20 protein-coding genes and 1 tRNA gene are annotated in these 26,188 nt (G+C 66.0%); 10 read left to right on the forward strand and 11 right to left on the reverse strand.

The features are described 5' to 3' along the window. Positions 1–13: 13 nt before the first annotated feature. Entirely contained in the window at positions 14–1,783 is a 1,770-nt protein-coding gene (locus ACE3TH_RS07125; RefSeq protein ID WP_374598734.1) for a gamma-glutamyltransferase family protein, read from the reverse strand. A gap of 161 nt (positions 1,784–1,944) precedes the next feature. On the opposite strand from ACE3TH_RS07125, the gene ACE3TH_RS07130 reads away from it, so the two are divergent. From ACE3TH_RS07130 to ACE3TH_RS07160, 7 genes are all read left to right on the forward strand, one after another. Next, positions 1,945–2,021: transfer RNA gene (locus tag ACE3TH_RS07130), tRNA-Arg, on the forward strand. 139 nt (positions 2,022–2,160) lie between these two features. Further along, the gene (locus ACE3TH_RS07135) at positions 2,161–2,955 is read left to right on the forward strand and encodes an ImuA family protein (RefSeq protein ID WP_374598735.1); all 795 of its coding nucleotides are present in this window, start codon (positions 2,161–2,163) and stop codon (positions 2,953–2,955) included. Beyond that, positions 2,840–4,414, forward strand: coding sequence for a DNA polymerase Y family protein (locus ACE3TH_RS07140; protein ID WP_374598737.1), 1,575 nt, complete (start codon positions 2,840–2,842; stop codon positions 4,412–4,414). Before ACE3TH_RS07135 ends, ACE3TH_RS07140 begins: the two co-directional genes overlap by 116 nt. Further along, positions 4,411–7,776 carry an error-prone DNA polymerase gene (locus ACE3TH_RS07145; protein WP_374598739.1) on the forward strand — a complete coding sequence of 1,122 codons (3,366 nt, stop codon included), beginning with the start codon at positions 4,411–4,413 and terminating at the stop codon, positions 7,774–7,776. Before ACE3TH_RS07140 ends, ACE3TH_RS07145 begins: the two co-directional genes overlap by 4 nt. Positions 7,777–7,912: 136 nt before the next feature. Next, positions 7,913–8,332, forward strand: coding sequence for a TadE family protein (locus ACE3TH_RS07150; RefSeq protein WP_374598741.1), 420 nt, complete (start codon positions 7,913–7,915; stop codon positions 8,330–8,332). Next, positions 8,332–9,972: a TadG family pilus assembly protein gene (locus ACE3TH_RS07155; RefSeq protein ID WP_374598743.1), complete on the forward strand. Its 1,641-nt coding sequence runs from the start codon at positions 8,332–8,334 to the stop codon at positions 9,970–9,972. The genes ACE3TH_RS07150 and ACE3TH_RS07155 overlap by 1 nt, the downstream gene beginning before the upstream one ends. Before the next feature lie 71 nt (positions 9,973–10,043). Continuing rightward, complete coding sequence (locus ACE3TH_RS07160) at positions 10,044–10,490, forward strand: surface-adhesin E family protein (RefSeq protein ID WP_374598744.1); 447 nt, start codon at positions 10,044–10,046, stop codon at positions 10,488–10,490. On the opposite strand, the gene gyrB is transcribed toward ACE3TH_RS07160, so the two are convergent. From gyrB to ACE3TH_RS07195, 7 genes are all read right to left on the reverse strand, one after another. Continuing rightward, positions 10,487–12,937: a DNA topoisomerase (ATP-hydrolyzing) subunit B gene (gene gyrB, locus ACE3TH_RS07165; protein WP_374598746.1), complete on the reverse strand. Its 2,451-nt coding sequence runs from the start codon at positions 12,935–12,937 to the stop codon at positions 10,487–10,489. The two genes, ACE3TH_RS07160 and gyrB, sit on opposite strands and share 4 nt — an antisense overlap. A gap of 178 nt (positions 12,938–13,115) precedes the next feature. Next, a complete protein-coding gene (gene recF, locus ACE3TH_RS07170) occupies positions 13,116–14,246 on the reverse strand; it encodes a DNA replication/repair protein RecF (RefSeq protein ID WP_374598748.1) in 1,131 nt (376 codons plus the stop codon). A 41-nt stretch (positions 14,247–14,287) separates the two neighbouring features. Then, positions 14,288–14,803: a hypothetical protein gene (locus ACE3TH_RS07175; RefSeq protein ID WP_374598750.1), complete on the reverse strand. Its 516-nt coding sequence runs from the start codon at positions 14,801–14,803 to the stop codon at positions 14,288–14,290. After that, positions 14,800–15,918: a DNA polymerase III subunit beta gene (gene dnaN / locus ACE3TH_RS07180; protein ID WP_296165961.1), complete on the reverse strand. Its 1,119-nt coding sequence runs from the start codon at positions 15,916–15,918 to the stop codon at positions 14,800–14,802. The genes ACE3TH_RS07175 and dnaN overlap by 4 nt, the downstream gene beginning before the upstream one ends. Before the next feature lie 175 nt (positions 15,919–16,093). After that, positions 16,094–17,506, reverse strand: coding sequence for a chromosomal replication initiator protein DnaA (gene dnaA, locus ACE3TH_RS07185; RefSeq protein ID WP_374598752.1), 1,413 nt, complete (start codon positions 17,504–17,506; stop codon positions 16,094–16,096). A 472-nt stretch (positions 17,507–17,978) separates the two neighbouring features. Further along, positions 17,979–18,248, reverse strand: coding sequence for a 30S ribosomal protein S20 (gene rpsT / locus ACE3TH_RS07190; RefSeq protein ID WP_373256991.1), 270 nt, complete (start codon positions 18,246–18,248; stop codon positions 17,979–17,981). Positions 18,249–18,356: 108 nt separating this feature from the next. Beyond that, positions 18,357–19,145 (reverse strand): enoyl-CoA hydratase-related protein, encoded by a 789-nt coding sequence (locus ACE3TH_RS07195; RefSeq protein WP_374598754.1) that lies wholly within the window; start codon positions 19,143–19,145, stop codon positions 18,357–18,359. A gap of 115 nt (positions 19,146–19,260) precedes the next feature. Between ACE3TH_RS07195 and ACE3TH_RS07200 the strand changes: the two genes are divergently transcribed. After that, the gene (locus ACE3TH_RS07200) at positions 19,261–20,178 is read left to right on the forward strand and encodes an NAD(P)/FAD-dependent oxidoreductase (protein WP_374598756.1); all 918 of its coding nucleotides are present in this window, start codon (positions 19,261–19,263) and stop codon (positions 20,176–20,178) included. A 3-nt stretch (positions 20,179–20,181) separates the two neighbouring features. Here the strand turns inward: ACE3TH_RS07200 and ACE3TH_RS07205 are convergent, their stop codons facing one another. Genes ACE3TH_RS07205 through mutM form a run of 3 tightly spaced genes read right to left on the reverse strand, consistent with a single transcriptional unit; the run spans position 20,182 to position 22,029 of the window. After that, positions 20,182–20,625 carry a hypothetical protein gene (locus tag ACE3TH_RS07205; RefSeq protein WP_374598758.1) on the reverse strand — a complete coding sequence of 148 codons (444 nt, stop codon included), beginning with the start codon at positions 20,623–20,625 and terminating at the stop codon, positions 20,182–20,184. Further along, positions 20,625–21,164, reverse strand: coding sequence for a DUF1697 domain-containing protein (locus ACE3TH_RS07210; RefSeq protein ID WP_374598760.1), 540 nt, complete (start codon positions 21,162–21,164; stop codon positions 20,625–20,627). The genes ACE3TH_RS07205 and ACE3TH_RS07210 overlap by 1 nt, the downstream gene beginning before the upstream one ends. Before the next feature lies 1 nt (position 21,165). After that, complete coding sequence (mutM, locus tag ACE3TH_RS07215) at positions 21,166–22,029, reverse strand: bifunctional DNA-formamidopyrimidine glycosylase/DNA-(apurinic or apyrimidinic site) lyase (RefSeq protein ID WP_374598762.1); 864 nt, start codon at positions 22,027–22,029, stop codon at positions 21,166–21,168. A gap of 94 nt (positions 22,030–22,123) precedes the next feature. On the opposite strand from mutM, the gene ACE3TH_RS07220 reads away from it, so the two are divergent. Both ACE3TH_RS07220 and typA read left to right on the forward strand, forming a co-directional pair. Next, complete coding sequence (locus tag ACE3TH_RS07220; RefSeq protein WP_374598764.1) at positions 22,124–24,181, forward strand: OPT family oligopeptide transporter; 2,058 nt, start codon at positions 22,124–22,126, stop codon at positions 24,179–24,181. 132 nt (positions 24,182–24,313) lie between these two features. Further along, positions 24,314–26,146, forward strand: coding sequence for a translational GTPase TypA (typA, locus tag ACE3TH_RS07225; protein WP_374598766.1), 1,833 nt, complete (start codon positions 24,314–24,316; stop codon positions 26,144–26,146). Positions 26,147–26,188 lie beyond the last annotated feature (42 nt).

The following is a 26,188-nucleotide window of genomic DNA, read 5'->3' on the forward strand; positions in this document are numbered from 1 at the left end:
TAGGTTCTAGACACTAGAACCTCACGACCCCTTCCCGCCGGTTGTCCGCGCCGCCGTCCCAGCCCCAGCCGTCCGCACCCTGCCGCCACAGGCCGCCATGCAGGCCGGAGTTTTCGCTGGCATTGGGGCGGATGACGATGCCATCGGCGGCCATGCCGTCGCGGACCGCCGCCGGGAAGCGCTCGGTATCCGCGCCGAACCCGTCGCCCTTGGCCACCAGATTGGGCAGGTCGAACGCCGCCTGGACCGGCAGGCCCCAGTCCAAGACGGCGATCAGCGCCTTGGCATTATAGGCCAGGATCGACGACCCACCGGGCGATCCCAGCGCCCCAATCAAACGGCCGTGCCGGTCAAGGATGATTACCGGCGACATCGACGAACGCGGCCGCTTGCCCGCCGCCACCGCATTGGCCGCAGGCTGTCCATCTTCGCGCAACGGCTCGAACGAAAAATCCGTCAGCTGATTGTTCAGGAAGAAGCCCGCTGCCATCCGGCCCGAGCCAAAGAGGCTTTCGACAGTCGTGGTCATGCTGACCGCATTGCCCGCGGCATCGACAATCACGAAATGTGAAGTACCCGCCGGTTCACGCGTGGCATCGGGCCCGGCGAAGACCCCGCCAGGTGGCGTCCCCGGCTCGGCCGCCCCCGTCAGCCCCGGTGCCAGCGCCGCCCGCTCGGACACATAACCCTCGTCCAGCAGGCCCTGTACCGGCACGCCCACGAAGGCCGGATCCCCGACATAGCGATCACGGTCGGCATACATCAGCCGCTGAAGCTGGGCGAAGGCGACCCAGGCCTCGGCATCCTCAGCCTCGCCATCGATTGCCGGTGTCCGCTCGGCCATGGCCAGCAGTTGCAGAACCGCCACTCCGCTGGACGGCGGCGGCGGTACGCAGATCACATAGACGCGGTAGGGTCGGCACAGGGCCCCGCGCTCGATCGGCCGATAGTCTGCAATGTCGGTCGTAGTCAGCGCCCCCGGGCGTGGCCCCTCGGCGACCGTGGCGGCGATCTCCTCGGCGATCCGCCCACGATAGAAGACACCCGGTCCACCCGCCGCCAGCTCCGCCACCGTCCGGGCATAGGCCGGGTTTGTCAGCGTATCGCCCGCCACCAGTCTCTGGCCGTCCGGTTTGGTGAAATAGGCCGTGGCCCAACGGGATCGCGCCTGGCCCCGGGGTTGGGCGATCATGGCGGCCAGCCGCGGACTGACCACAAAGCCCTCCTGCGCGAGACGCTCGGCATCCCCGAACAGAGCACTCCAGGGCAAGGCTCCGTGCTCGGCCTGCGCCATGCCCAGCATGGCGACCACACCCGGCGCGCCCGTCGATCGCCCGCTCAGGACCGCATCGGCAAAGTCCAGCGGGCGTCCGTTCTCGTAGAACAGCTCGGGCGTCGCCGCCGCCGGGGCCGTCTCACGGCCGTCATAGCTGGTGACCTCGCCGGTCGCTGCGTCGAACACCATCATGAAAGCCCCGCCGCCCAGACCCGAAGACTGCGGCTCGACCAGACCCAGCACCGCCTGCACCGCCACGGCCGCATCGACGGCCGAGCCGCCTTCGCGCAGGATCTTCATGCCCGCCTCGACCGCCAGCGGATTGGCCGCCGAGACGAACGGCCCGCGCGCCTGGGGCATGGCCGGAGCGACGGGCGCGGCATCGACCGCGGCCCGCCCGGCACCATCCTGTGTGGACCGCCCGGCGTCGCTCGCACAGGCCGCAAGCCCAAGCATAAGGGCGGCGACGGCCAGGGGCCTGAACGGTCGGAATACGGAGGATGGCATCAGGCACTCGCAGCGGCGACCGGGGGAGGTTCGCCCCAACTTGGCGCGTGCGTCGGCGCTTAGAAACCCCCCGCCGGAAACTTGCCGCGAAAACCGCGCCAAACCCCTTGCCCCCCGCCCCCGCCTCCGCTAGGAAGCCGCCTCGCCGTTCGCGGCCATGCGCGCCCGTAGCTCAGCTGGATAGAGCATCAGACTACGAATCTGAGGGTCGGACGTTCGAATCGTTCCGGGCGCGCCATTTTTTCCAGATCAGTGACCCATCTCAACTTTCACAGAGTGAACAGCCGTCGGCATTTGGCCGTCTGAAATCTGAGGTCAGCACCTTGACTCTCGACCTTGGATGAGAGGCATATAAGAGAACATAACAGGAACGCTTTGTGCCTTCGACCTTTCAGATCGAGCAGTTGAAATCTCGTCTGGCCAAGCTGTCTCGTCATGAGACCGATGGCGAGCCGGAAAGATTTACGCTCGGGATCGACAGGGTCGATGCATATCTGGACCCCGGACCTTGCCTCCACTGCCTGCACGAGATTCATGCCGAGACCGCCGCCGATGCTGTGGCCGCGAATGCCTTTGCGTTGGGTCTGGCGTCGCGTGCGGCACGAGACCGACCGTTGCTCTGGGCATTTCAGAAACTGGCGTCGCAGGAGGCTGGCGACTTGCATGGGTCGGGGCTGCACGAATGGGGCTTGCATCCAGAAAACGTGCTGATCGTACGGGTGCGCGATGCCACAAGCCTGCTGGCGGCGGGGGAGGAGGCGCTGAAGAGTGGAGCGGTCGGCGCAGTTCTCATGAGCAGCTGGAGCGAGGCGAAGGCCATGACCCTGACTGCCAGTCGGCGTCTGTCCTTGGCGGCCCGCGCGGGGGGCGGCACAGCCTTCATGGTGCGCGCGGCGGCCAAAGCCATACCCAGCAGCGCCGAGACGCGCTGGTCGGTTCGTACGGCTCCCTCGATGGAACTGGAGGCGGGCGTTCCGGGACATCCGGCCTTCGTCGCCGCTCTGACACGCAGTCGACAGGGGTCCCCCCCGACCGAATGGATGCTGGAGTGGGATCGTGAGAGCCGGGCCTTCCGCGAGCCCGCGCCGGTATCTGGCCATCTGGTTTCCGTTCCTGTCCTCGGATCGGCTGCGGCGCGAGGCAGCGCGGCAGGTCTGCGCCGAACCGGGTGAGGACGACGGCTCGACCGCCGCAGTCGTGCTGGTCGAGAAAGTCCGAGGCGCGCTCAGGCTCGCCGCGCTGAACCCTCAGGCCTGCGCCTTGGGACTGACGCGGGGGATGACCCTGGCCGATGCCCAGGCGCGGACGTCCGCCCTGCGCATGGTCGTGCATCGCCCCGAGGCCGACGCGACCCTGCTGGCACAGGTGCTGGAGGACTTTGGACGCTTCACACCTATGGCGGCAACCGATGGCGATGACGGCCTGATCCTGGACATCACCGGGTGTGATCACCTGTTCGGGGGGGAGGCGGGCCTGGTCCGAGCGGTGGAGACACGCGCCGCGCGTATCGGCCTGAGCCTCCGCATGGCCCTGGCCGGCACGCCCCAGGCTGCTCGGGCTCTTGCCCGGTTCGGACCGGGTGGAATCGTTTCGGTCGGCTTGGACAAGGCAGCTGTCCGCGACCTGCCGATCGCGGCGCTGGAACTGGACGAAGGGGAGCATCAAGCTCTTACGCGGGCGGGATTACGGACCCTGGGGGATCTGGACGATCGACCGAGTGCACCCTTGGCTGCGCGCTTCGGGACGGACCTGCCGGTGCGGCTGGCGCGCATCCTGGGTCAGGAGGATGTGCGGATCACGCCGCTTCGCCCCCCGCCGCCTTGTGTCGTCGACCGGATCCTGTTCGAGCCGATCACGGAGATGACCGACGTCGAGGCGGTGATCGGCGACCTGGTGGTCGAGGCCATGGCCTGGCTGGAGCAGCGCCGTCTGGGTGGCCGGGCGTTCGCGGTGGCCTTCTTCCGGATCGACGGCGTGACGCGGCGGATCACGGTGCGGACCGGGCGGGCGACCCGCGATGTGCCAGGCGTGATGCGGCTGTTCAGGGAGCGGCTGGCGGCCCTGATCAATCCTCTGGACGCCGGATTCGGCTTCGATCAGCTGCGCCTGACCGTGCCGGTCACGCAGGCTCTGATACCGGTTCAGCCGGGGTTCGAGGCCGAGGGAAGGGATCATGAAGATCTGGACCGGCTGATCGATCGTCTGACCGCGCGGCTCGGCCCCGAAGCTGTCGGTCGGTTCGAGCCCGTCGAGTCGCATCTGCCCGAACGTGCCGCGCGTCTGGTCTGGGCCGGACGACGTCAGGGCCAGACCGCCTGGCCCGCGCGCGACCCCGCGTCCCCGCCGTCGCGCCCGTTCCAGATGTTCGATCCGCCCCAGTCGATCGAGACCGTCTCCCTGGCTCCCGACGGCCCGCCCGCACGCTTCCGCTGGCGGCGGGTGACCCATGCGATCGTGCGTGCCGAAGGACCCGAACGGATCAGTGCGGAATGGTGGCGCGGCCATGGTCACCGCACGCGGGACTACTATCGTCTCGAGGATCGTCAGGGGCGACGATTCTGGGTGTTCCGCGCGGGCCTCTATGGCGAGGAACGCGAGCCGAGCTGGTATATCCACGGGTTGTTCGCATGACCGGTCCCCGATCTGTGCCCGCCTATGCAGAGCTGGTCGCAGCCAGCAACTTTTCCTTCCTGCGCGGAGCCTCGCATCCGAAGTCGCTGGTGCTGTCGGCGATCCTGAGGGGTCACACCGGTCTCGGACTGGCCGATCGTAACACCGTCGCGGGCGTGATTCGGGCCTGGAGCGCGCTGAACACCCTGCGTGAAGAGGGGTTGTCGCCGCCGGAAAAGATCAGAGACGGCGGCTCGCCCGGCGAGACCATCTATGTTGATGACCCCATGAACGACCCGGCCCTGTCGGACCTCGTCAAGGAACGGGCGAGGGGCTTTCACCTCGCGACCGGTGCGCGTCTGGCCTTCAACGACGGCACCCCCGACATCGTGGCCTATCCGGAGACTCGGGCGGGCTGGGGGCGGCTGACACGGCTCTTGACCCTCGGCAACCGACGGGCGGTCAAGGGCCAGTGCGAGATCGGCCTGCGCGACCTGCTTGCCGATCCCCAAGACCTGCTTCTGATCGTCATGCCAGACCGGCGACTGGAGGGCTTGCTGCCCTTGCTGACCGATCTGGACTCGGCCGTCCCTGGATCGGTCTGGCTGGCGGCCGCGATGTTGCGACAGGGCGACGACCGGCGTCGGTTGGCACGACTGAAGGGTCTCGCTCACGCCACGGACGTGCCGCTGCTGGCGGTGAATGACGTGCTCTATCATGATCCGTCGGAACGCGATCTTCAGGACGTGCTCACCTGTATCCGCGAGGGGGTGACGATTCAGGCGGCGGGGCGTCGGCTGCTGGCCAATGCCGAACGCCACCTGAAAGCGCCCGTCGAGATGGCGCGTCTGTTCGCCGATGCACCAGAGGCCCTGGCCGAAACGCAGCGACTGCTGGCGCGCGTCCGGTTCGATCTGAAGGACCTAAGCTACAACTATCCGCAGGAGCCGACGCCGCCGGGCTGGACGTCGCAGGCCTGGCTTGAAGACCTGACGTGGCGGTTCGCCCGGACCCGCTATGGCGATGAGATACCCGCAAAGGTCGCGAACCTGCTGCACAAGGAACTGGCCTTCATCGAGGCCCAGGATTTCGCGCCCTATTTCCTGACCATCCACGACATCGTCCGCGTGGCCAACTCCAAGGGCATCCTGTGCCAGGGGCGGGGATCAGCGGCCAATTCGGCGGTCTGCTACGTGTTGGGGATCACCTGTGTCGACCCGGTCGAGAACGACCTCTTGTTCGAGCGCTTCTTGTCGGACGAGCGAGGCGAGCCCCCCGACATCGATGTCGATTTCGAGCACGAGCGGCGCGAGGAGATCATCCAGCACATTTACGACCGCTATGGTCGCCATCGGGCCGGGATCGCCGCCACCGTCATCCGCTATCGCCCCAAAAGCGCGATCCGCGAGGTCGGAAAGGTCCTGGGCCTGACCGAGGACGTCACCGCGCGCCTGGCCGCCAGCCAGTGGGGCAGCTGGGGCTCCGAGATCGGCGACAAGCATGTCGAACAGGCCGGGCTCGATCCCGCCAATCCGATGATCATGCGGGCGGTCGGGATGGCGACGCGCCTTCTGGGTTTTCCGCGTCACCTGTCCCAGCACGTCGGCGGCTTCATCCTGACCCAGGATCGACTGGACGAGATGGTCCCAATCGGTAATGCCGCCATGCCGGACCGCACCTTCATCGAATGGGACAAGGACGATATCGACGACCTGAGACTCATGAAGGTCGATGTATTGGCGCTGGGGATGCTGACCTGCATCAAGAAGGCGCTGGACCTGATGCGCGATCACGACGATGCGGCCTATGAGCTGCATACCGTCCCGACCGAGCAGGCCGACGTCTACGACATGCTGTGCCGGGGCGATTCGATCGGCGTGTTCCAGGTCGAGAGCCGCGCCCAGATCAACATGCTGCCGCGCCTGAAGCCGCGCACCTTCTACGATCTGGTGATACAGGTGGCGATCGTACGGCCCGGTCCGATCCAGGGCGACATGGTCCATCCCTATCTGCGCAGGCGGGCTGGGATCGAGGAGCCCGAATATTCCCGACCCGGCCCGCCGCACGATCCCGACGAGCTGAAGAAGGTGCTGCACAAGACCCTGGGCGTCCCCCTGTTTCAGGAACAGGCGATGAAGGTCGCCATGGTCGCCGCCGAGTTCTCACCGAAGGAGGCCAACGGTCTGCGCAAGGCCATGGGCACGTTCCGGGGCGACGGCACCCTTTGGAAATACGAAGGCCGGATGGTCAATCGCATGGTCGAGCGCGGCTACGACACCGCCTTCGCCCAGCGCTGTTTCGACCAGATCAAGGGATTCGGCTCCTACGGCTTTCCCGAAAGCCATGCCGCCAGCTTCGGCAAGCTGGTCTATATCTCGTCATTCATCAAATGCCGCTATCCGGCGGCCTTCGCCTGTGCCCTGCTGAATTCGCAGCCGATGGGCTTCTATGCCCCGGCCCAGATCGTGAGGGACGCGCAAGAACACGGCGTCGAAATCCGTCCGATCGACGTCAACCTCAGCGACTGGGACAACGGGCTGGAAGGGCCGCCGGGGGCGCTGGCACTGCGGCTGGGTTTTCGCCAGATCGACGGGTTCCGGCAGGAATGGGCCGAGCGACTGACGGCCGCACGCGACCGCGCATTCGAGGGCGTGGAGACCCTTGCCCGACGCGCGACCCTACCGGGAGCGGCGATGCGAAAACTGGCCGACGCCGATGCTTTCCGCTCGATCGGGCTGGATCGACGCGAGGCGCTGTGGGCGGTGCGGCGCCTGCCAGACGACGCGCCGCTGCCGCTGTTCGCCGCCGCCGACGCACGAGAGCTGGGCGAGGAGGCCGATGCGCGCCTGCCCCGTATGCGGCTGGGTGAGCATGTCGCCGCCGACTATCAGACTACTCGCCTGTCGCTGAAGGCTCATCCGATGGCGATCCTACGGCCAGTCTTCGCGGCGGAAAGTATGCTGACCTGCGCCGAACTGGAGACGAAACGAAGCGGCACCAGGGTGCGCACGGCCGGCGTCGTTCTGGTGCGTCAGCGACCGGGCAAGGGCAATGCCATCTTCATCACCCTGGAGGACGAGACCGGCGTGACCAATCTGGTTTTGTGGGCACGGATGTTCGAGGAATACCGCCGGGTCGTCATGGCCGCTCGATTGATGGGCGTGGAAGGTGTGGTCGAGAAAAGTCCTGAAGGTGTGGTCCATCTGATGGCTCACCGGGTGTTCGACCGTTCCGCCGAACTGAACCGGCTATCGGAGGGTCACATCGCCGAGATAACCCTGAGCCGCGCCGATGAAATCGCCCTGCCACAGTATCCGCGCGGCCCGATCCACACCCATCCTCGCAATGCGCGCATACTGCCTGGATCGCGCGACTTTCACTGAACCAGGTTGATGCTCGAGGTCAGCCTGGAACAATCATGCTCAACCTGACCGGGCATTGCTCGGCGCTTAATTTTTCGACCTTTACGTGCATTTAACGCTGAGGTTGTAGCTCTACCTCTATGAAAAGGGGAGAGCCATGCGTGCAAGACACCCGCTACCTCATCAATCGGAGCAAGGCTCAGCTGCTGTTGAGTTTGCGCTGGTTGGTCCACTTTTCATCTTTCTGATTATCGCGACGGTTGTGTACGGCAGCTGGATGTGGATGGCGCAGGGCGTTCAGAGCCTCGCGGCAGAGGGCGCTCGCGCCGCGCTAGCGGGCATAAACGCTGAGGAGCGCGCAGATCTTGCTCGTACTGCGGTTACGGGATCTGTGGACGGCTCCACAATCCTGGAACCGGAATCCTTACATGTGTCGGTGAGCGACGATGGAAGTGCAATACGTGTGATCGTCACATACGATGCCACCCACCACCCCCTGCTGGCATTGGCCGGTCTGGTGCCACCACCCCCGCAGACGATTCGCCGCGAGGCAGTCGTAAGAACAGGTGGTTACTGATGCGATGGTCGCTTCGGACCCTGTGGATCGACTGCAGAGGAGGCATTGCCATCATGGCGGCTGTCGGTGCCGGTATCGCCTGCCTGCTTGCTGCGATCATCATTGATGGTGGGTCGATTGCCCTTTCTGCAAGAAGGGCGCAGACGGCAGCCGATCTTGGCGCTTTGGCGGCTGCGCGAGATTTGGCCGACGCTCATAGCGCTGCGCAAGCCACAGCCGTGGCCAACGTCGGACCGGACTTGAAGGTCACAACCATGCTTGGCAGCTATGCGCCAGACGCTTCCATCGCGCCCGACCAGAGATTCAGGCCACGCCATGCCGACATCAATGCCGCGAAAGTTACAGTCGTCATGCCGGCAAAGGTATGGTTCGCACGATGGGTCCTTGGGAGATCTCGTGTCGAGGTATCGCGGACGGGTATCGCGGCGGTTCGCTCCACCCAGCCCATGGCAACTTTCTCGATTGGTTCAAGACTCGCCAAACTTGATGGCGGGCTCGCCAATCAAATCCTGAGCGGCCTTACGGGCAGTCAGGTATCGCTGAGCATCATGGACTATCGCGCATTAGCCGAAGCGAATGTCGATTTGTTGAAATTCACGGACAGTCTCGCGACGCATGCGGGCGTAACGGCCGGAGACTACGATACGCTGCTGCGTCAGGAGGTCGATGCTGGAGCCGCCTTGCGGATTCTGGAGTCGTTGACCGACGGTGCCGACAATGGACTGAATCGGCTCGCGCAAGCGGCTGATGGACAGAATTTTCGGATTGGTGAACTGATCGGGGCCGAGGCGGGAGCAGAACAGGGGCTGCGTGGTGGATTGGAGGTCGGCGTTTCGGCCCTAGATCTGACCAACGCTATGCTCGAACTGTCTAGCGGTGATCGTCAGGTGGCGTTAGATTTGGGAGCACAGGCTGGGCTAGCCGATCTGGACGTCTGGCTGGCAATCGGTGAGCGTCCTAACCGCTCGCCCTGGTTGGCCGTTGCAAAGTCGGGTCAACCCATCATCCGCACGGCTCAGGCACGACTGTATGTCGAGGCTCGCACATCAAGCAGCCTGTCGGGATTGGCACAAGTCAGAATTCCCTTGCTGGTGGAATTGGCCTCGTCCGAAGCGCGACTGGAGCGGATCGATTGCCAAGGCGCACGGTCGGTGAAAATCGGTGTGCGGCCGGGTGTGGCGAGAGCTAGAATTGGCTCCACAAACATCGCGGCCTTGCGCAACTTCAAGTCTGCACCGGTGGTTCAGTCCGCTTCGCTCGTCAATGTCGCCGGGCTGGCGGTTGTCAAGGCGACGGCAGACCTTGAGGTCGCGGATCGCAGTTTCAAAACTGCGACTTTCAGCGACGCGCAGATCGGCAGCCAGACCCCGCAGACCGTAAAATCCACCGAGCTTGCTTCCAGCCTGGCATCCTCCCTGCTTAGCCGAATGGATCTGGATGTAAAAATCGTAGGGCTTGGTTTAGGGCTGAGCAATCTGACTCAATCTCTCAACAACTTGCTCTCGCCATTGGGCCCGGCGCTGGATGGCACGATCAACAGAGTGCTGGAGGCCCTTGGTTTGTCTTTTGGCGAGGCAGACGTGGTGGTGCATGGCGCGAGGTGCCCGACTGATCATGGCACCGCCTATCTGGTGGGCTGATCGCTGTCGCGGTGAACGTCTTGCCAAGGCGAAAATGTGGCGCAAATATCTCGGAAAGCGGAGAGATCGTCATGAAAGCGTCGCTGGCATTTGGAACGGCTCTGCTGGTTTCAGCGGGGCCAGCGGTAGCCGAAAATTGGAACACCGTATCTCGGACGCCCAACAATGCCTTTATGGTCGAGGTGGATGCCGTCTCGACGGTGGGCGAGATTACGGTTGTGCCTGTCGCAACCGTGCCGCGTCGCGGCGAGGCTACGGACTACAGCCATTCTGTTGAAACCTATGAATTCAAATGCGGAGCCGGACAGTGGCGAACTGCCGGTATCGTCGAATACGGCACTGATGGAGCCGAAATAGGCCGCATCCCCGAAGAGGGCGGCAGTTGGGAACAGACCCGAGCGAACACCCTGCCGGATTTCCTGAAACAAATTGCATGTGAGGGTGCCCGCGCGGACCCGCCAACCTGGCCCTCAATCAAGGCATTTGTTGACGGCGGGCGAGTGCTGCCGAACTTTTAGGCGTCCACGGCCGCGTCCAGCGCATTAGCCTGGATGAACTCGCGGCGCGGTTCGACGACATCGCCCATCAGCTTGGCGAACAAGTCCGACGCGTCCTCCTGATGCTCGACCGAGACCTGCAACAGGGTGCGGGCGTTGGCGTCCAGCGTCGTCTCCCACAGCTGTTCGGGGTTCATCTCGCCCAGACCCTTGTAGCGCTGGATGGCGAGACCCTTCTTGCCCGCGTCCAGCACGGCCTCGAGCAGGTCCAGCGGACCGCGGATGGTCACCGACTTGTCCTTGCGACGATAGATCGAGGGCTGGTCGAACAGGCCGTCGAAGGCGACCGAACGTTCGGCCAGACGACGGGCGTCCAGCGAGCGCAACAGGGTCTCCTCCAGCACGATGCGTTCGGTGACGGCGCGGCGCACGCGCTCGAACACCACGGCTCCCTGGGCTCCCGCCGCACCGGACCATTCGCCGTCGCCTTCCTCGGCATAGAGGTTCAGACGCGCCGCCGCGCGAGCCGGATCGGCCGCCTCCTCATCGAACAGACCGGCCAGGGCTGCCTGCTCGATCGCGAAGGCCGGAGCGCGCTGCGACAGGCGATCGACGCCCGCCTTGAACGCCTTGGCCTCGCGCACCAGGGACTGCAGGTCCATGCCGGTGCGACGCTCGCCGGTCGGCAGGTCCAGTTCGGCCTCCGATGAGCCCTCCTCGATCAGATAGGCGTCCATCTCGGCCTGATCCTTGAGGTAGCGCGACTGCTTGCCCTTGGAGACTTTGTAGAGCGGCGGCTGGGCGATGTAGACGTGCCCGCGCTCGATCAATTCGGGCATCTGGCGATAGAAGAAGGTCAGGAGCAGGGTCCGGATATGGGCGCCGTCGACGTCGGCGTCCGCCATCAGGATGATCTTGTGATAGCGCAGCTTGTCGGCGTTGAAGTCGTCGCGGCCGATGCCGGTGCCCAGCGCCAGGATAAGGGTGCCGATCAGGTCGGATGACAGCATCCGGTCGAACCGGGCCCGCTCGACGTTCAGGATCTTGCCGCGCAGGGGCAGGACGGCCTGGTTTTCTCGGTTGCGGGCCTGTTTGGCCGAACCGCCGGCGGAGTCACCCTCGACGATGAACAGTTCGGACTTGGCCGGATCGCGCTCCTGACAGTCGGCCAGCTTGCCGGGCAGGCTGGAGATTTCCATGGCCGTCTTGCGCCGCGTCAGGTCCCGCGCCTTCCTGGCCGCCTCGCGGGCGGCAGCGGCCTCGATGATCTTGGCGACGATCTGCTTGGCCTCGGCAGGGTGTTCCTCGAACCATTGCGACAGCCCCTCGGTGCACAGGCCCTCGACGGCCGGGCGCACTTCTGACGACACCAGCTTGTCCTTGGTCTGGGAGCTGAATTTGGGATCTGGCACCTTGACTGACAGGACGCAGGTCAGGCCCTCGCGGGCGTCCTCGCCCGAGACCGAGACCTTCTCCTTCTTGGCGGCCCCGGCGGCCTCGATATAGCCGCTCATGACCCGGGTCAGGCTGGCCCGGAAAGCCGACAGGTGCGTGCCTCCATCCCGCTGGGGGATGTTGTTGGTGAAGCACAGCATGGTCTCGTGATAACTATCGTTCCACCACAGGGCGAGGTCGAGCTCGATCCCCTCCTTCTTGCCGCGGATGACGATGACGTCCTTCAGGATCGGCGCCTTGGACTTGTCCAGATGGCGCACGAAGGCCTCGACGCCGCCTTCGTAATGCAGGATTTCCTCGAACGGTTCGGCCCCGCGATCGTCGCGCAACTTGATGACCACGCCCGAGTTCAGGAAAGCCAGCTCGCGCAGGCGATGCTCCAGCGTCTTCAGGTCGAAGTCGATGTGGCTGAAGGTGGTGACCGAAGGATAGAAGGTGACCTCGGTGCCGGACAGGGGCTGGCCAGCCTTGTCGCCCGTCTCACGGATGGGGGCATCGCCGGTGACGGTCAGGCTTTCGACCGTGTCGCCGCGCTCGAACTTCATCTCGTGGCGCTTGCCGTTGCGATAGATCTTCAGCTTCAGCCAGTCCGACAGGGCGTTGACGACCGAGACGCCCACGCCGTGCAAACCGCCGGAGACCTTGTAGGAGTTCTGGTCGAACTTCCCGCCCGCATGCAGCTGGGTCATGATGACCTCGGCGGCCGAGACGCCCTCTTCGCCGTGGATGTCGGTCGGAATTCCGCGGCCGTTGTCGGTGACAGTGACCGAACCATCGGCATTCAGAATGACCTGAACCAGATCGGCGTGCCCGGCCAGAGCCTCGTCGATCGCGTTATCGACCACCTCATAGACCATGTGGTGCAGGCCCGAGCCGTCGTCGGTGTCGCCGATGTACATGCCGGGCCGTTTGCGAACGGCGTCCAGGCCCTTCAGGACCTTGATGGAATCGGCACCGTAGGCGGCCTCTTCGGCGGTATCGGCGTTGCGCGCGGTCTCGTTGTTTTCGGTCATCTAATCGGTCGGTGAAACGCCCCCTGATCGGGGCCTCTGAAGGCGGCGGCCAAACCGCCTTGAACGGACTGTTTTCGGGCCACGAATCCGATCCGCGCCACAGCCCGAGATATATAGGAATTTGCGGGTGAATTGCGAGGAAAAGCGGGGGTGTTCGGACCTAGCCAATTCCAGCGATCTATTCGACCTCGAACCGCCCGTCAGACACTCGGACAAACTGCGCGCGGCCCTTCAGTGGTGCGAACAGATCGGCCTCCGTGCCGGTCATGAAGGCCTGCAGGCCCAAGGTCTCGATCTCGTCGAACAGGGCGGCGCGGCGGGCCGTGTCGAGGTGGGCAGGGGCCTCGTCCAGCAGCAGGACGGGCGGGGCGGCGTCGGTGGCCAGGCGCGCGATCTGGGCCAGGATCAGGTTCAGGACCAGGGCCTTCTGCTCGCCGGAGGAGCCCTCGGCGGCGGGGCGGTTCTTCTCGCGGTGGAGCGCGGTCAGGTCGGAGCGGTGCGGGCCGAACAGGGAGCGACCGGCGGCGGCGTCGCGCGGGCGGGCGCGGGCCATGCCGTCGCGGATATGGGCGGCGATGGTGTCGGCCTCGGCCCCGCTGGCGGCCAGTTGCTCGGCCTCACCGGTCAGGCCCAGATCGGCCTGGGGGAAGGGTCGGTCGGCGCGGGAGTCGATGGCGGTCTGGAGCGTGGCCAGGGCATCAGCTCGGGCCAGGGCGGCGCGGGCCCCGGCCTCGCCCAGGCGAATCTCCAGGGCGTCGAGCCACAGGGGGTCGGCGGGAGCGCCCTCCACTCCATCGGTCAGCAGGCGCAGCCGCTCGCGCAGGGCCTTTTCATAGGCAGAGATGGCGGCGGCATGGGACGGGTCGGCGGCGAAGACCAGCCGGTCAAAAAACTTCAGCCGATCGGCCCGGGCGTCGGAGAACAGCCGGTCCTGTTCCGGCGTGGCCCAGACGGGCCGCAGATGATCCAGCAGGCGACCGGGCGGCGCGGTTTCTCCGTCGATGCGGACGATGCGGCGAGCGGCCCCGGCGGACTGGACGCCGGTGCCCAGCCTGGTCTCGCCCTCCCCGTCTGTCAGCACCGCGGCGACGGCCCAGGCCCGACCGGTCGCCTCGCCGGGTTCGCGCCGCCCCATCTCGGGCGCTGTCGCGCCGCGCAGCCCCCGGCCCGGCGTGAACAGGCTGAGCGCCTCCAGCAGATTGGTCTTGCCCGCCCCGTTCGGTCCGTGGAGCACGACGGTGCCCGCCTGGATCGGCAGGGTGGCCGAGGCATAGGAGCGGAAGTCGGTGAGGGTGAGGGTGGTGATCAAGGGCCGACCCTACAACGTTGTCATTGCGAAGACGTCGATCATCATCCGTAACGCAGCCGCCATTCTTCGAGCTGGCTTGCGAAGTCTTCAGGGCGACCCGGCCAGCCGAAACCGATGGCCTGTTGCAAGGCCCCATCTGTCGAGCCGCGCGGACCCACGCCACGCCGATAGCGGAAGCCGACAAACTGCCGATGCCGCCGACGGTCATAGCCGACCTCGATCGCCTCGATGTCCCGCCAGGCTACGGTTGCGCGAGACAACAGTCCGAATATCTCTATCGCCTCGGCTGTCAGCACCAGATAGGGCGGTCGAAACAGACTGACGACAAGCCCTCCGATAATCGCAGAGATCAAGATGGCGCTCAGGCCGAGCGTGAGCACTACAAGTATCTGTACCGGGCGGCCGAGGTCGGCAAACACCACAGCATTTGAACCAGTCGCGACAGGATAGAGGCTTGCGCCGAGAAAGAGCACCAGGGCGATCATGATCGAGAGCGAGATCAGAGTCTTGCCGCGATCTACCCTTACGACGACGCCCTCGGCCTCGACTGCGGTCACACTCGCAGCGGCATCAGCACATACTGAACGCCGGGATCGCCCGGATCGAGGACCAGCGTAGGCGAAGCCGGGTCGGCGAATTTGAAGTGGGCGGTTTCGCCGGTGATCTGGCCGGCGACGTCCAGCAGGTAGCGGGCGTTGAAGCCGATCTCGAAAGGTTCTTCGGAATAGCCGATCTCGACCTCCTCGACGCCCTGGCCCGCCTCCATGTTGCGCACGGTCAGGGTGACGCGGTCCAGATCGAAGGCCAGTTTCACGCTGCGGCTCTTCTCGGCCGAAATAGTGGCCACACGATCGACGGCGGAGGCGAAGACCGCGTTGTCGATGTCGGCCTGTTTGTCGTTCCCCTTGGGGATGACGCGCATATAGTCGGGGAAGGCGCCGTCGATGACCTTGGACGTCAGGGACGCCTGGCCGAACTCGAAACGGATCTTCTGGGGCGACACCATCACCTCGACCGGGCCGGAGCCGTCGTCCAGCAGGCGGCGGACCTGGTCGACAGTCTTGCGCGGGACGATGACGCCAGGACTGCCGGCGGCACCCTCGGGCGCAGGAGTCTCGGCCAGGGCCAGGCGGTGACCGTCGGTGGCCACGGCGCGCAGCAGGGGAATGCCCGCCTCGGCCACCGTGTGCAGATAAAGGCCGTTCAGATAGTAGCGCGTTTCCTCGGTCGAGACGGCGAAGCGGGTCTTGTCGATCAGCCGGGCCAGGTCTTCCTTGGGCAGGGCGAAGCGGCTGCCGGAGGTGTCGGTGGACATGACCGGGAAGTCGCCCGCGGGAAGGACCGGCAGGTTGAACTTGGACCGCCCGGCCGAGACCGTCAGGCGCGGATCGTCGCCGTTGTAGGTCAGGGAGACCTCGGCCCCGTCCGGCAGCTTGCGGATGATCTCGTACAGGGTGTGGGCGGGCGCGGTGATCTGACCCTCGACCTGGACCTGGGCCTCGGCCTCGTCGACCATCTCCATGTCCAGATCGGTGGCGGCGAAGGCCAGCTTGTCGCGCCCGGCGCTGAGCAGGACGTTGGACAGGATGGGGATGGTGTTCCGGCGTTCGACGACGCTCTGGACGTGGCCGAGGGCCTTGAGGAGCGCGGAACGTTCGATGGTCAGCTGCATGTGGTCTCGCCCGCCGGCGGCGACTCAGGCGTCGCCGCAAAGATAAGGGCCTTGGACACTAGCGGATTGGTGGCCGGGAGCAAGGAAGGGTCTAGGGGCTAGGGGTTAGGTTCTAGGGAGGATGTCGCGGGCACCTGTGGACAATCCCTAAAACCTAGAACCTGGAACCTGATCCCTAACCCCGCAGCTTGCGCGTCAGCGTCTCGACGTCGCGCGCGATCTGGTCGTCGGCGGCGATCAGTTCCTCGACCTTGCGCACGCCGTGCAGAACAGTCGTGTGGTCGCGCCCACCGAAGCGGCGCCCGATGTCGGGATAGGAGCGGGTCGTGTGCTGCTTGCACAGCCACATGGCGATCTGGCGCGGGCGGGCCACGGCGCGGGTGCGGCGCTCGCTCAAGAGGTCGGCCTGTTTCAGGCTGAAGTGGTCGGCGACGGTCTTCTGGATCTCGTCGACGGTGATGCGGCGCTCCGGCCCGCCGCGCAGGGCGGAGCCGAGCAAGCCTTGCGTCTCGTCAACGCCCAGGGTGGACAGGCGCGTACCGGCCACGGCGGCCAGGGTGTTCACGGCCCCCTCCAGCTCGCGCATCGAGCCGGGGGTGCGATCGACCAGATGTTCCAGCACATCGGCCTGGACCTCGCCCGAGACGACGCCCAGACGGGCCAGGGCCTGCAGGCGGTTGCGGGCGACGGCCAGTTTCAGCTGGCGATCGGCGGGCTCGACCGGGCAGGTCAGGCCCGAGGCCAGATGGCTGCGCAGGCGCGGCTCGATCTCGGTCAGGGCCATGGGCGGGCGGTCGGCACTGAGCACGATCTTCTTGCCGTCCTCGATCAGGCAGGTGAGCGTGGCCAGCAGCTCTTCCTGGGTCGAGGCCTTGCCGCCGACGAACTGGACGTCGTCGATCAACAGCATGTCGGCGCTGCGCAGGCTTTCCTTGAAGGCCGCGGTCGAGCGGTCCTGCATGGCGCGCACGAAGGTCGACAGGAAGCGTTCGGCGGTCAGATAGACCACCTTGGCGTCAGGGCGCAGGCGCTGGGCCTCCCAGGCGATAGCGTTCAGCAGGTGGGTCTTGCCGTAGCCATAGGGGCCGCAGAAGAAGATCGGATTGAAGTGGCCGTCGGCCCAGGCGGCGGCCTGGCGGGCGATGGCCAGGGCGAAGGCATTGCCCTGCCCTTCCACGAAGCTGTCGAAAGTCAGGCGGTCCTGCAGGCCGGCGGCGCGGACGGCGCGCTCGCCATCGGCCACGGGGGCCACGGTCGGCATGGGGATGGGGGCGGCGACGACGGCGGCCCCCTCGGCGCGACCGGCCGCGACCTGGGAGGCGGGCGCGACGGAACCCATTTCGGCGCGGCAGCGGACGTCCAGACGGCGGTTCAGGCCATCAAGGCCCAGCCACAGCTCGTTCATGCGGCGCAACGCGTTCTTGCGTACCCAGTCGCGCGCATAGGCCGTCGGCGTCACCAGGATCAACTGACCGGCCCCGTCGGCCCGCACGGCCGACGGCGCAATATAGGAGCTGAAGGGCCCATCGCCGATCTCGGCCCGCAGACGGTTGGCCGCCTCGGTCCAGATGTGATCCGGATCCGTCATCCCCGCCATCAAAACGCCCCCACTCATCGGTCAGCCACCCGCATTGAAAACCCATCACCGGACGCGCTTCGCAGAGCCGCCTGGATCAAGGCACGACTTCTCCGGTCCCTCGAAGCGGTGCTTCAACGGCGGGGTCGAACTCTTGAAAAGGCGTCTCACGCCGTCGCGAAATCAGGTCTCGCGCCGTCTTCATCCGTGAGGGATGGAAGTGCGTCAGAGGCCCAAACTTACGCCCCGCGCCGGGTGCGTCAACGCTGATTCGCGCACCGAATTGAAGTTAAAATCGTTGACTCCGCTAAAGCCCTAAGCCGCTTGAAAAAAAACCGTGTTCACCATAACCGGCGACCCGATTCCGGGCTCAATCGCTTAGCCGCGCACGTGCAAACGGCGAGAGAGCCTGAGCCCTCTCGCCGTTGAAATCCTTCATCTTTACCATGACAGGCCCGTGAAAGGCCGTCCGGTGCCCGATGGATCAGGCGGCCGACATCTTCTTCAGCTGGGCGGCCAGACGACCGACCTTGCGCGAGCCCGTATTCTTGTGAACGACGCCCTTGGAGACGGCGCGCATCAGCTCGGACTGGGCCTCGATGAAGGCGGTCTTGGCGGCACCGGCGTCACCACCCGAAACGGCTTCCTGGAACTTGCGCAGGAAGGTGCGGACGCGCGTGCGGCGCGCCTTGTTCACTTCGGTGCGGGCGGCGATCTTGCGGATCGCCTTCTTGGCGCCGGCGTTGTTGGCCATCAGTCAAAACCTATCGTGCGAAAGCGCTGCGGAAACGTCCGTCTCCGGCGCAGGAACCTCAAGAGCGGGCGGCTATAGCGGAAAGGCCGCGGGGAGGCAAGGCGGCTCTCAGCGCCCCGTGAAGACCGGTTTCCGCTTCTCGACGAAGGCGGCCATGCCTTCCTTCTGGTCCTCGAAGGCGAACAGGCTGTGGAACAGGCGGCGTTCGAACTGGACGCCCTGGGTCAGGGTGGTCTCCAGCGCGGCGTTGACCATTTCCTTGTTGGCCATGACGGCGAGCGGGCTTTGCGAGGCGATCTTGGCGGCGATCTGGCGGACCTCGTCCAGCAGGGTGTCGTGGGGGACGACGCGCGACGCCAGACCGGCGCGTTCGGCTTCCGCCGCGTCCATCATGCGGGCGGTCAGGACCATGTCCATGGCCTTGGACTTGCCGACCAGGCGGGTGAGGCGCTGGGAGCCGCCGATGCCCGGCGCGACGCCCAGGTTAATCTCGGGCTGGCCGAACTTGGCCTTGTCGGAGGCCACGATGAAGTCGCACAGCATGGCCAGCTCGCAGCCGCCGCCCAGGGCAAAGCCGTTGACCGCCGCGATAATCGGCTTCCTGAAGCGGGTGATGCGGTCGTGGCCCAGGGCGAAATAGTTGCCGGTGTACATCTGGGCATAGGATTGGTCGGCCATCTCCTTGATGTCGGCACCGGCGGCGAAGGCCTTTTCCCCGCTGCCGGTCAGGATCAGGCAGCGGACGCTGTCGTCCTGTTCGATGGCGTCGAGAAAGTCCGCCAGATCCTTGAACAGGGCCGAGTTCAGGGCATTCAGCGCCTCGGGCCGGTTCAGGGTGACCACCGCATAGCCGTCGGCGTGGCGTTCGATCAGCAGATTGGCATAGGTGTCGATCATGGGGGCAGGCTCCGCGTTTGGCCCGGTTTAGCGCGACCTCGGTCCGGGCCGAAACCCCCGGCGTCGGAACTCTTGCCTCAGCTTGACCATTAGGGTGCGCATGGGGGCAAGCGCGATGGACCAGCCGGATGTGATCGTGGTCGGGGCGGGGCCCGCGGGCCTGACGGCGGCGCTGTATCTGGCGCGGTATCACCGGCGGGTTCTGGTCTTGCACGACGGGACCAGCCGGGCGCTGCGCGGGCCGATGGCGCACAATGTGCCGGGGTTTCCCGACGGGATCGCGGGCAAGGCGCTGGTGCAGATCATGGAACGTCAGGCGATGGAGTATGGCGCGACGATTGCCGAGGCGCGGGTCGAGGATATCCAGCAATCGGGCAACGGCTTCGTGCTGAGCGGCGGGGGCCGGACCTGGCGGACGCGGGCCCTGATCATGGCGACGGGCGTGGCGATGAACGAGGTCGACCTGCCCGATGCGGTACACGAAAAGGCCATCGCCGACGGGGTGCTGCGCTACTGCCCGATCTGCGACGGCTATGAGGGCACTGACCGCAAGATGGGCGTGATCGGGGCCGACACCAATGGCGCGGCCGAGGCCCTGTTCCTGCGGCAATATACGAACGATGTGACGCTGATGCCGCTGGCCCACTCCGAGCTGACAGCGGACGAGACGGCGCAGCTGGATCAGGCGGGGGTGACGGTGCTGCACGGCGCGCTGGACCGGCTGGAGCCCACGCCGGACACCATGACCGTGCATCTGACGACGGGCCGGACGGTGACGGTGGACATCCTTTATCCGGCGCTGGGCCTGCGCCCCCGCAGCGAACTGGCGCTGCGTCTGGGCGCGCGGCGCGGAGAGGGTGACTGCCTGGCGGAGGACAGTCCGTTCGGCGCGGGCGTCGAGGGGCTGTGGGCCGCAGGCGACGTGGTGCAGGGGCTGGACCAGATCACGGTCGCGATGGGCCACGGCGCGATCGCGGCGACCAGGGCCCACAACTGGCTGCGCGAACAGGACGGCCACGCCCTGCGCAAATAGGCGTCAGCGGCGGGGGATGAGTGCCAGGGTCAGGCCCGCACGCGACAGCTCGGCCACCACCACCATGGCCAGCAGGGCATTGGCGGCCAGAACCTGGGTGCGCGCAGCGGACAGGTCCATGGTCCAGCCAAACAGACTGGCCGCGGCGAGGCCGGCCGCGGTGATCAGGACCAGGGCGACCAGGATCATCAGGGCGACATGGCTGGCCTTGAGCGCGGCCTGAAGCGTCGGCCCGTCGTCCAGCGCGCGCGACCGTCGGCGGAACAGCCAGGCGATCAGTCCGGTCGCGACCGTCTCGGCCAGGACGATGACGGCCAGGGCCCCCAGGAACCACAGCGCCAGATTGCCGGGATCGCCGCGCCGGAACGACTGGATCACATGACCGAAATAGACGCCCCAGACGATCAGGCCGACAATCAGGCTGATCCAGAGATGAAGCTTGCGCATCAGACCTCCGCTCCGGCCATTTCAACCAGCTTGAGCACCGTATTCCAGTTTCGACCCGTGCCCATGCCCAGCATGCGCGGCGTCGCCTTCTTGAAGATGCCCGACTGGCCCTGCCCGTTCGGGAACCAGAAATAGAGCACGCCGTTCACGGCCTCGACCGCCTCGCCACCCTCAGCCAGTTCACGGCAGGCCTCAAGCGCGCCGGGTTTAATCCCATCCTTCATCACCATGGCCAGGACCTTGGCCGGATGGGCAGCGGCTTCGGCAGGGAAGGGATTGGCAGCGATCAGGTCTGACCACTGCTCAGAAGTCCGGACCATGGCGGCGATCTTCAATCCGAAGGTCTTTTCCATGGCCGCCTCGATGTCGGCCTCCAGAACGGCGGGAGTCTTGCCGCTTTCGACCACCAGATTGCCGCTGGCCAAAAGGGTTCGCGGGTTCTTCAACCCCATCGCCTCGGCCATGGCGCGCTGCTTGTCCACGGGCGCACGTACGCCGCCGGTGTTCATGCCGCGAAACAGGATGATGCGATGGGTCATCTCAGCGCCTCTGGCAGGACGGGCAGTAGAAGGTCGAGCGTCCGGCCTGGACGATGCGCTTGACCGTGCCGGTGCAGCCCTCACCGAGACAAGGCTGGCCCTCGCGGCCATAGACGTCGAAGCGGTGCTGGAAATAGCCCTGGCCACCGTCGGCATTGGCGAAGTCCCTCAGGGTGGCGCCACCCGCGGCGATGGCGTCGTTCAGCACGTCGCGGATGACGGCGGCGAGGACTTCCAGCCGGGGCCGGGAGACCTTGCCCGCCGCGACCAGGGGCGAGATGCGGGCGCGATACAGGGCCTCGCACACATAGATATTGCCCAGGCCTGCAACGATCCGCTGATCCAGCAGGCTGACCTTGATGTTCTGGGCCTTGTTGCGAAAGGCCTCGGCCAGGTGCGCGCCGGAGAAATGATTGCCGAGAGGCTCGGGCCCCATGCGGTCGAACCAAGGGTGCGCTTCGACCGCATCGCTGGGGATCAGGCCCATGAATCCGAAGCGGCGGGCGTCGGCGAAGCCTATGCGGGTGCGGGCCGAGCCCTTCACGGCACACAGGCTGACGTGCTCGTGCTTGCCCGAAATGGGTGCCGGTTCCTCGAACTCGCCCAGCTGTGTGCCGTCCAGCGTAAAGCGCCCGGTCATGCCCAGGTGGGTGACCCAGGTCTCGCCCGTCGACAGCGGCATCAGCAGATATTTGGCCCGGCGGTCGATCCGCTGGACCGTCGCCGCTTCCAGCCGCCGCGCGAAATCGTCGGGAAACGGAAAGCGCAGGTCGGGCCGGTTCTGGCGCACATGAATCAGGCGCGCCCCGGCCAGCACGGGCTCCAGCCCACGGCGGACGGTCTCGACCTCGGGAAGTTCAGGCATGCGAGAGGGATAGCCGCTCTGCATTCGCGGGAGAAGGATGATTGCTACCCTGACCATTCTCGGTTTACGTCGCGTTCGGAGAGGGACCACGACCATGACAGACACACCCGCGAGCGCGCCCGTCAGCGGCGGCAAACGCATCGAACTGACCCTGCGCGCCCTGGTACTGGGCTGTCTGCTGGCCGTCGTGTTCACCGCCGCCAACACCTATCTGGGGCTGAAGGTCGGGCTGACCTTCGCCTCGGCCATTCCGGCGGCGGTCATTTCGATGGCCATACTGCGCATGTTCAGGACGTCGACCATCTGGGAAAACATGACGGTCCAGACCGTCGCCTCGGTCGGCGGAGCCATGAGCTCGATCATCTTCGTGCTGCCGGGCCTCGTCATGGTGGGATGGTGGCTGGAGTTTCCGTTCTGGGAGTCGGTGTTGATCTGCGTTTTCGGCGGCGTGCTGGGCGTGACCTTCTCCATCCCGCTGCGCCGCGCGCTCGTCGTCGAGGCGGGCCTGCCCTACCCCGAGGGCGTCGCGGCGGCCGAGGTGCTGACCGTCGGCTCGCGCGGGGCCGAGCAGACCGAGAGCGCCGTGCGTGAAAATGCGGCCGGCCTGTGGGTCGTGGTGACGGGTGCGCTGGTGTCGGCGGGCTATGCCCTTCTGGTCGCGGGCCGGGTGTTCGCCGCCGAGACGGCGCGTTTCATCAAACTGCCGGCGGCGCTGGGTGGCGGAGCGACCGGCGTGGGCTTCGGCATGCAATTCGCGCTTCTGGGGGCCGGTCACCTGATCGGGCTCAGCGTCGGCCTGGCGCAGCTGTTCGGCCTGATCCTGGCCTGGTGCATCGCCGTGCCGATCCTGACCAGCCCGGACACCATCGCCTGGCTGACCGCCAACGGCATTCCGTCCATCGCCACGACCCTGCCGCCGGGTGCCCCGGCCGAAGAACTGGCCATGACCGTCTGGAGCCGCGAAGTGCGCTTCATGGGCGCGGGCGTCATCGGCGTGGCCGCGATCTGGACGCTGATCAAGCTGGCTGGTCCGCTGATTGGCGGGCTGACCTCGGCGCTGGCGGCCAACCGCCGTCGTCAGGGCGGCGAGGTGCTGGACCGCACCGAGCAGGACATTCCGATCAACATCGTCGCCGGTCTGTCGGTCGCCTGCCTGATCGGCATCGGCTTCATCCTGGCCTTCTTCGCCCAAGGCAATCCGACGCTGGCCGGCTCGACCTGGCTGCTGGTCGGGGGCGGCCTTATCTATGTCATTCTGATCGGCTTCGCCGTGGCCGCCATCTGCGGCTACATGGCCGGTCTGATCGGCTCGTCCAACAGCCCGGTGTCGGGCGTGGGGATCCTGGCCATCGTCATCGCCTCGGTCCTGATGCTGGGCGTGCTGGCGCTGGCCGGCCTGCCCGCCGATCCGTCGGTGGTGGCTTTCGCCCTGATCGTGACGGCCATCGTCTTTGCCGTCGCCGTCATCGCCAATGACAATCTGCAGGATCTGAAGACCGGCCAACTGGTCGGGGCCACGCCCTGGCGTCAGCAGGCGGCCCTGATCGTCGGCGTCGGCGCAGGGGCCATCGTCATTCCCCTGATCCTGAACCTGCTGAACGCCGCCTTCGGCTTCGAGGGCGGACCCAAGGGTATCGCGGACGAGCCTCTGGCTGCACCGCAGGCGACGCTGATCTCGGCCCTCGCGCGCGGGGTCATCGGCGGCGATCTGCGCTGGGACCTGATCGGGCTGGGAGCCGTGATCGGCGCGGTGATCATTGTGCTGGACATCGTTCTGAACAGCGCCACCAAGGGCAAGATGAAGCTGCCGCCGCTCGCTGTCGGCATCGGCTTCTATCTGCCCGCAGCGGTCACGACGATGCTGGTCATCGGGGCGGTGTGCGGCTGGATATACGACAAGGCGATCAAGACGACCCGGTTTGCCGACGTCGGCCGTCGCATGGGCGTGCTTCTGGCTTCGGGCCTGATCGTCGGCGAGAGCCTGTTCCTGGTCATGACCGCGGGCGTCATCGTCGGCACGGGCAATGATGCCCCGTTCGCCATGCTGCCAGAGGGCTCGGCCTGGCCCGCCATGATTGCGGGACTGGTGGTCTTCGCCGGTCTTGCCTTTGCCCTCTATACGTGGGTCCGCAGACAGTCGGCCAAGGTCTGAGCCTTCAATCCGCCCCAAGCGGGCTATAGGGTGGCTTTTCGGCGCGCGCTTCGCTAAGAGGCGCGCGCCTTCCCGCAATTATGCCCCTGCCCAGCGGCCCCTCCGTTCCGGCCGCCCATTCGTGATACTCAAATGAACCTGCGCAACGTCGCCATCATCGCCCACGTCGACCACGGCAAGACCACGCTGGTGGACCAGCTTCTGGCCCAGTCCGGCGTCTTCCGAGCCAATGAGGCGACGACCGAGCGCGCCATGGACTCCAACGATCAGGAGCGCGAGCGCGGCATCACGATCCTGGCCAAGGCCACCTCGGTGCTGTGGAACGGCGAGGCTGGCGAAACCCGCATCAACATCATCGACACCCCTGGCCACGCCGACTTCGGCGGCGAGGTGGAACGAATCCTGGGCATGGTGGACGGCTGCGTCCTGCTGGTCGACGCCGAAGAAGGCGTCATGCCCCAGACCAAGTTCGTGCTGACCAAGGCGCTGAAGATGGGCCTGAAGCCCATCCTGTGCATCAACAAGGTCGACCGCGCCCACGCCGATCCGGACCGCGTCCACAATGCCGCCTTCGACCTGTTCGCCGCCATCGGCGCGACGGACGAGCAGCTGGACTTCCCTCACATCTATGCCTCGGGCCGCGCCGGCTGGGCCACGCTGGACCTGAACCAGCCGTCCGACAATCTGGGCCCGCTGTTCGATCTGATCGTGCGCCACGTGCCGCCGCCCAAACAGGTCGAGAACAAGGACAAGCCGTTCCAGATTCTGAACGTGCTGATCGAGAGCGACCCCTTCCTGGGCCGCCTGCTGACCGGCCGCATCGAGAGCGGCAAGGCCTACCCCGGTCTGGCCATCAAGGCGCTGGATCGCGACGGCAAGACCATCGAACAGGGCCGGATCACCAAGGTGCTGGCCTTCCGCGGCCTGAAGCGCCAGCCGGTCGAAGAAGGTGCCGAGGCCGGTGACATCGTCGCCATCGCCGGTATGTCAAAGGCCACTGTGGCCGACACCCTATGCGCTCTGGAAGTGACCGAGGCCCTGCCCGCCCAGCCGATCGATCCGCCCACCATCTCGATGACCGTTTCGGTCAACGACAGCCCCCTTGCTGGTCGCGAAGGCGACAAGGTCCAGTCGCGCGTGATCCGCGACCGCCTGCTGAAGGAGGCCGAGGCCAATGTCGCCATCCGCGTCACCGAAACCGGCGGCAAGGACGCCTTCGAGGTCGCCGGTCGCGGTGAACTACAGCTGGGCGTTCTGATCGAGAACATGCGCCGCGAAGGCTTTGAGCTGAGCATCTCGCGCCCGCGCGTGGTCTATCAGACCGGCGAGAATGGCGAAAAGCTGGAGCCGATCGAGGACGTCATGATCGACGTCGACGACGAATATTCCGGGATCGTCATCGAGAAGCTGTCGGCCCGCAAGGCCGAGCTGAAGGACATGGGCCCGTCGGGTGCGGGCAAGACCCGCATCCAGCTGTCGTGCCCGTCGCGCTCGCTGATCGGCTATCAGGGCGAGTTCCTGACCGACACGCGCGGCTCGGGCGTGCTGAACCGCGTGTTCAGCCACTATGAGCCGCACAAGGGCAAGATCGAGGGTCGTCTGAAGGGCGTGCTGATCTCCAATTCAGACGGCGAAACCGCCGCCTTCGCCCTGTGGAATCTCGAGGACCGCGGCGTGATGTTCGTCGGGGCCGGCGAAAAGACCTATCAGGGCATGATCATCGGCGAGAACGCGCGCTGGGACGACCTGGACGTCAATCCGATGAAGGCCAAGCAGCTGAACAACATCCGCGCCGCCGGCAAGGACGAGGCGGTACGCCTGACCCCGCCGCGCCGCCCGTCGCTGGAACAGGCCATAGCCTATATCGAGGAAGACGAACTGGTCGAGGTCACGCCCAAGTCGATCCGCCTGCGCAAACAGGTCCTGAACCCCAGCTTCCGCAAGAAGCGCTCGCGCGACGACTAAGCGTCTCGGGACCGATTGAGTTGAGGCGACAGGGCCAGGGCC

The sequence above is a fragment of the Brevundimonas sp. genome, from assembly GCF_041919755.1.
GTDB lineage: Bacteria > Pseudomonadota > Alphaproteobacteria > Caulobacterales > Caulobacteraceae > Brevundimonas.

What these genes read in the sequence shown, in the direction of transcription:
- ACE3TH_RS07125 (WP_374598734.1), bottom strand. Translation starts at nt 1,783, where the DNA reads ATGCCATCCTCCGTATTCCGACCGTTCAGGCCCCTGGCCGTCGCCGCC.
- ACE3TH_RS07145 (WP_374598739.1), top strand. Translation starts at nt 4,411, where the DNA reads ATGACCGGTCCCCGATCTGTGCCCGCCTATGCAGAGCTGGTCGCAGCC.
- ACE3TH_RS07150 (WP_374598741.1), top strand. Translation starts at nt 7,913, where the DNA reads ATGCGTGCAAGACACCCGCTACCTCATCAATCGGAGCAAGGCTCAGCT.
- ACE3TH_RS07155 (WP_374598743.1), top strand. Translation starts at nt 8,332, where the DNA reads ATGCGATGGTCGCTTCGGACCCTGTGGATCGACTGCAGAGGAGGCATT.
- ACE3TH_RS07160 (WP_374598744.1), top strand. Translation starts at nt 10,044, where the DNA reads ATGAAAGCGTCGCTGGCATTTGGAACGGCTCTGCTGGTTTCAGCGGGG.
- gyrB (WP_374598746.1), bottom strand. Translation starts at nt 12,937, where the DNA reads ATGACCGAAAACAACGAGACCGCGCGCAACGCCGATACCGCCGAAGAG.
- dnaN (WP_296165961.1), bottom strand. Translation starts at nt 15,918, where the DNA reads ATGCAGCTGACCATCGAACGTTCCGCGCTCCTCAAGGCCCTCGGCCAC.
- dnaA (WP_374598752.1), bottom strand. Translation starts at nt 17,506, where the DNA reads ATGACGGATCCGGATCACATCTGGACCGAGGCGGCCAACCGTCTGCGG.
- rpsT (WP_373256991.1), bottom strand. Translation starts at nt 18,248, where the DNA reads ATGGCCAACAACGCCGGCGCCAAGAAGGCGATCCGCAAGATCGCCGCC.
- ACE3TH_RS07195 (WP_374598754.1), bottom strand. Translation starts at nt 19,145, where the DNA reads ATGATCGACACCTATGCCAATCTGCTGATCGAACGCCACGCCGACGGC.
- ACE3TH_RS07200 (WP_374598756.1), top strand. Translation starts at nt 19,261, where the DNA reads ATGGACCAGCCGGATGTGATCGTGGTCGGGGCGGGGCCCGCGGGCCTG.
- ACE3TH_RS07205 (WP_374598758.1), bottom strand. Translation starts at nt 20,625, where the DNA reads ATGCGCAAGCTTCATCTCTGGATCAGCCTGATTGTCGGCCTGATCGTC.
- ACE3TH_RS07210 (WP_374598760.1), bottom strand. Translation starts at nt 21,164, where the DNA reads ATGACCCATCGCATCATCCTGTTTCGCGGCATGAACACCGGCGGCGTA.
- mutM (WP_374598762.1), bottom strand. Translation starts at nt 22,029, where the DNA reads ATGCCTGAACTTCCCGAGGTCGAGACCGTCCGCCGTGGGCTGGAGCCC.
- ACE3TH_RS07220 (WP_374598764.1), top strand. Translation starts at nt 22,124, where the DNA reads ATGACAGACACACCCGCGAGCGCGCCCGTCAGCGGCGGCAAACGCATC.
- typA (WP_374598766.1), top strand. Translation starts at nt 24,314, where the DNA reads ATGAACCTGCGCAACGTCGCCATCATCGCCCACGTCGACCACGGCAAG.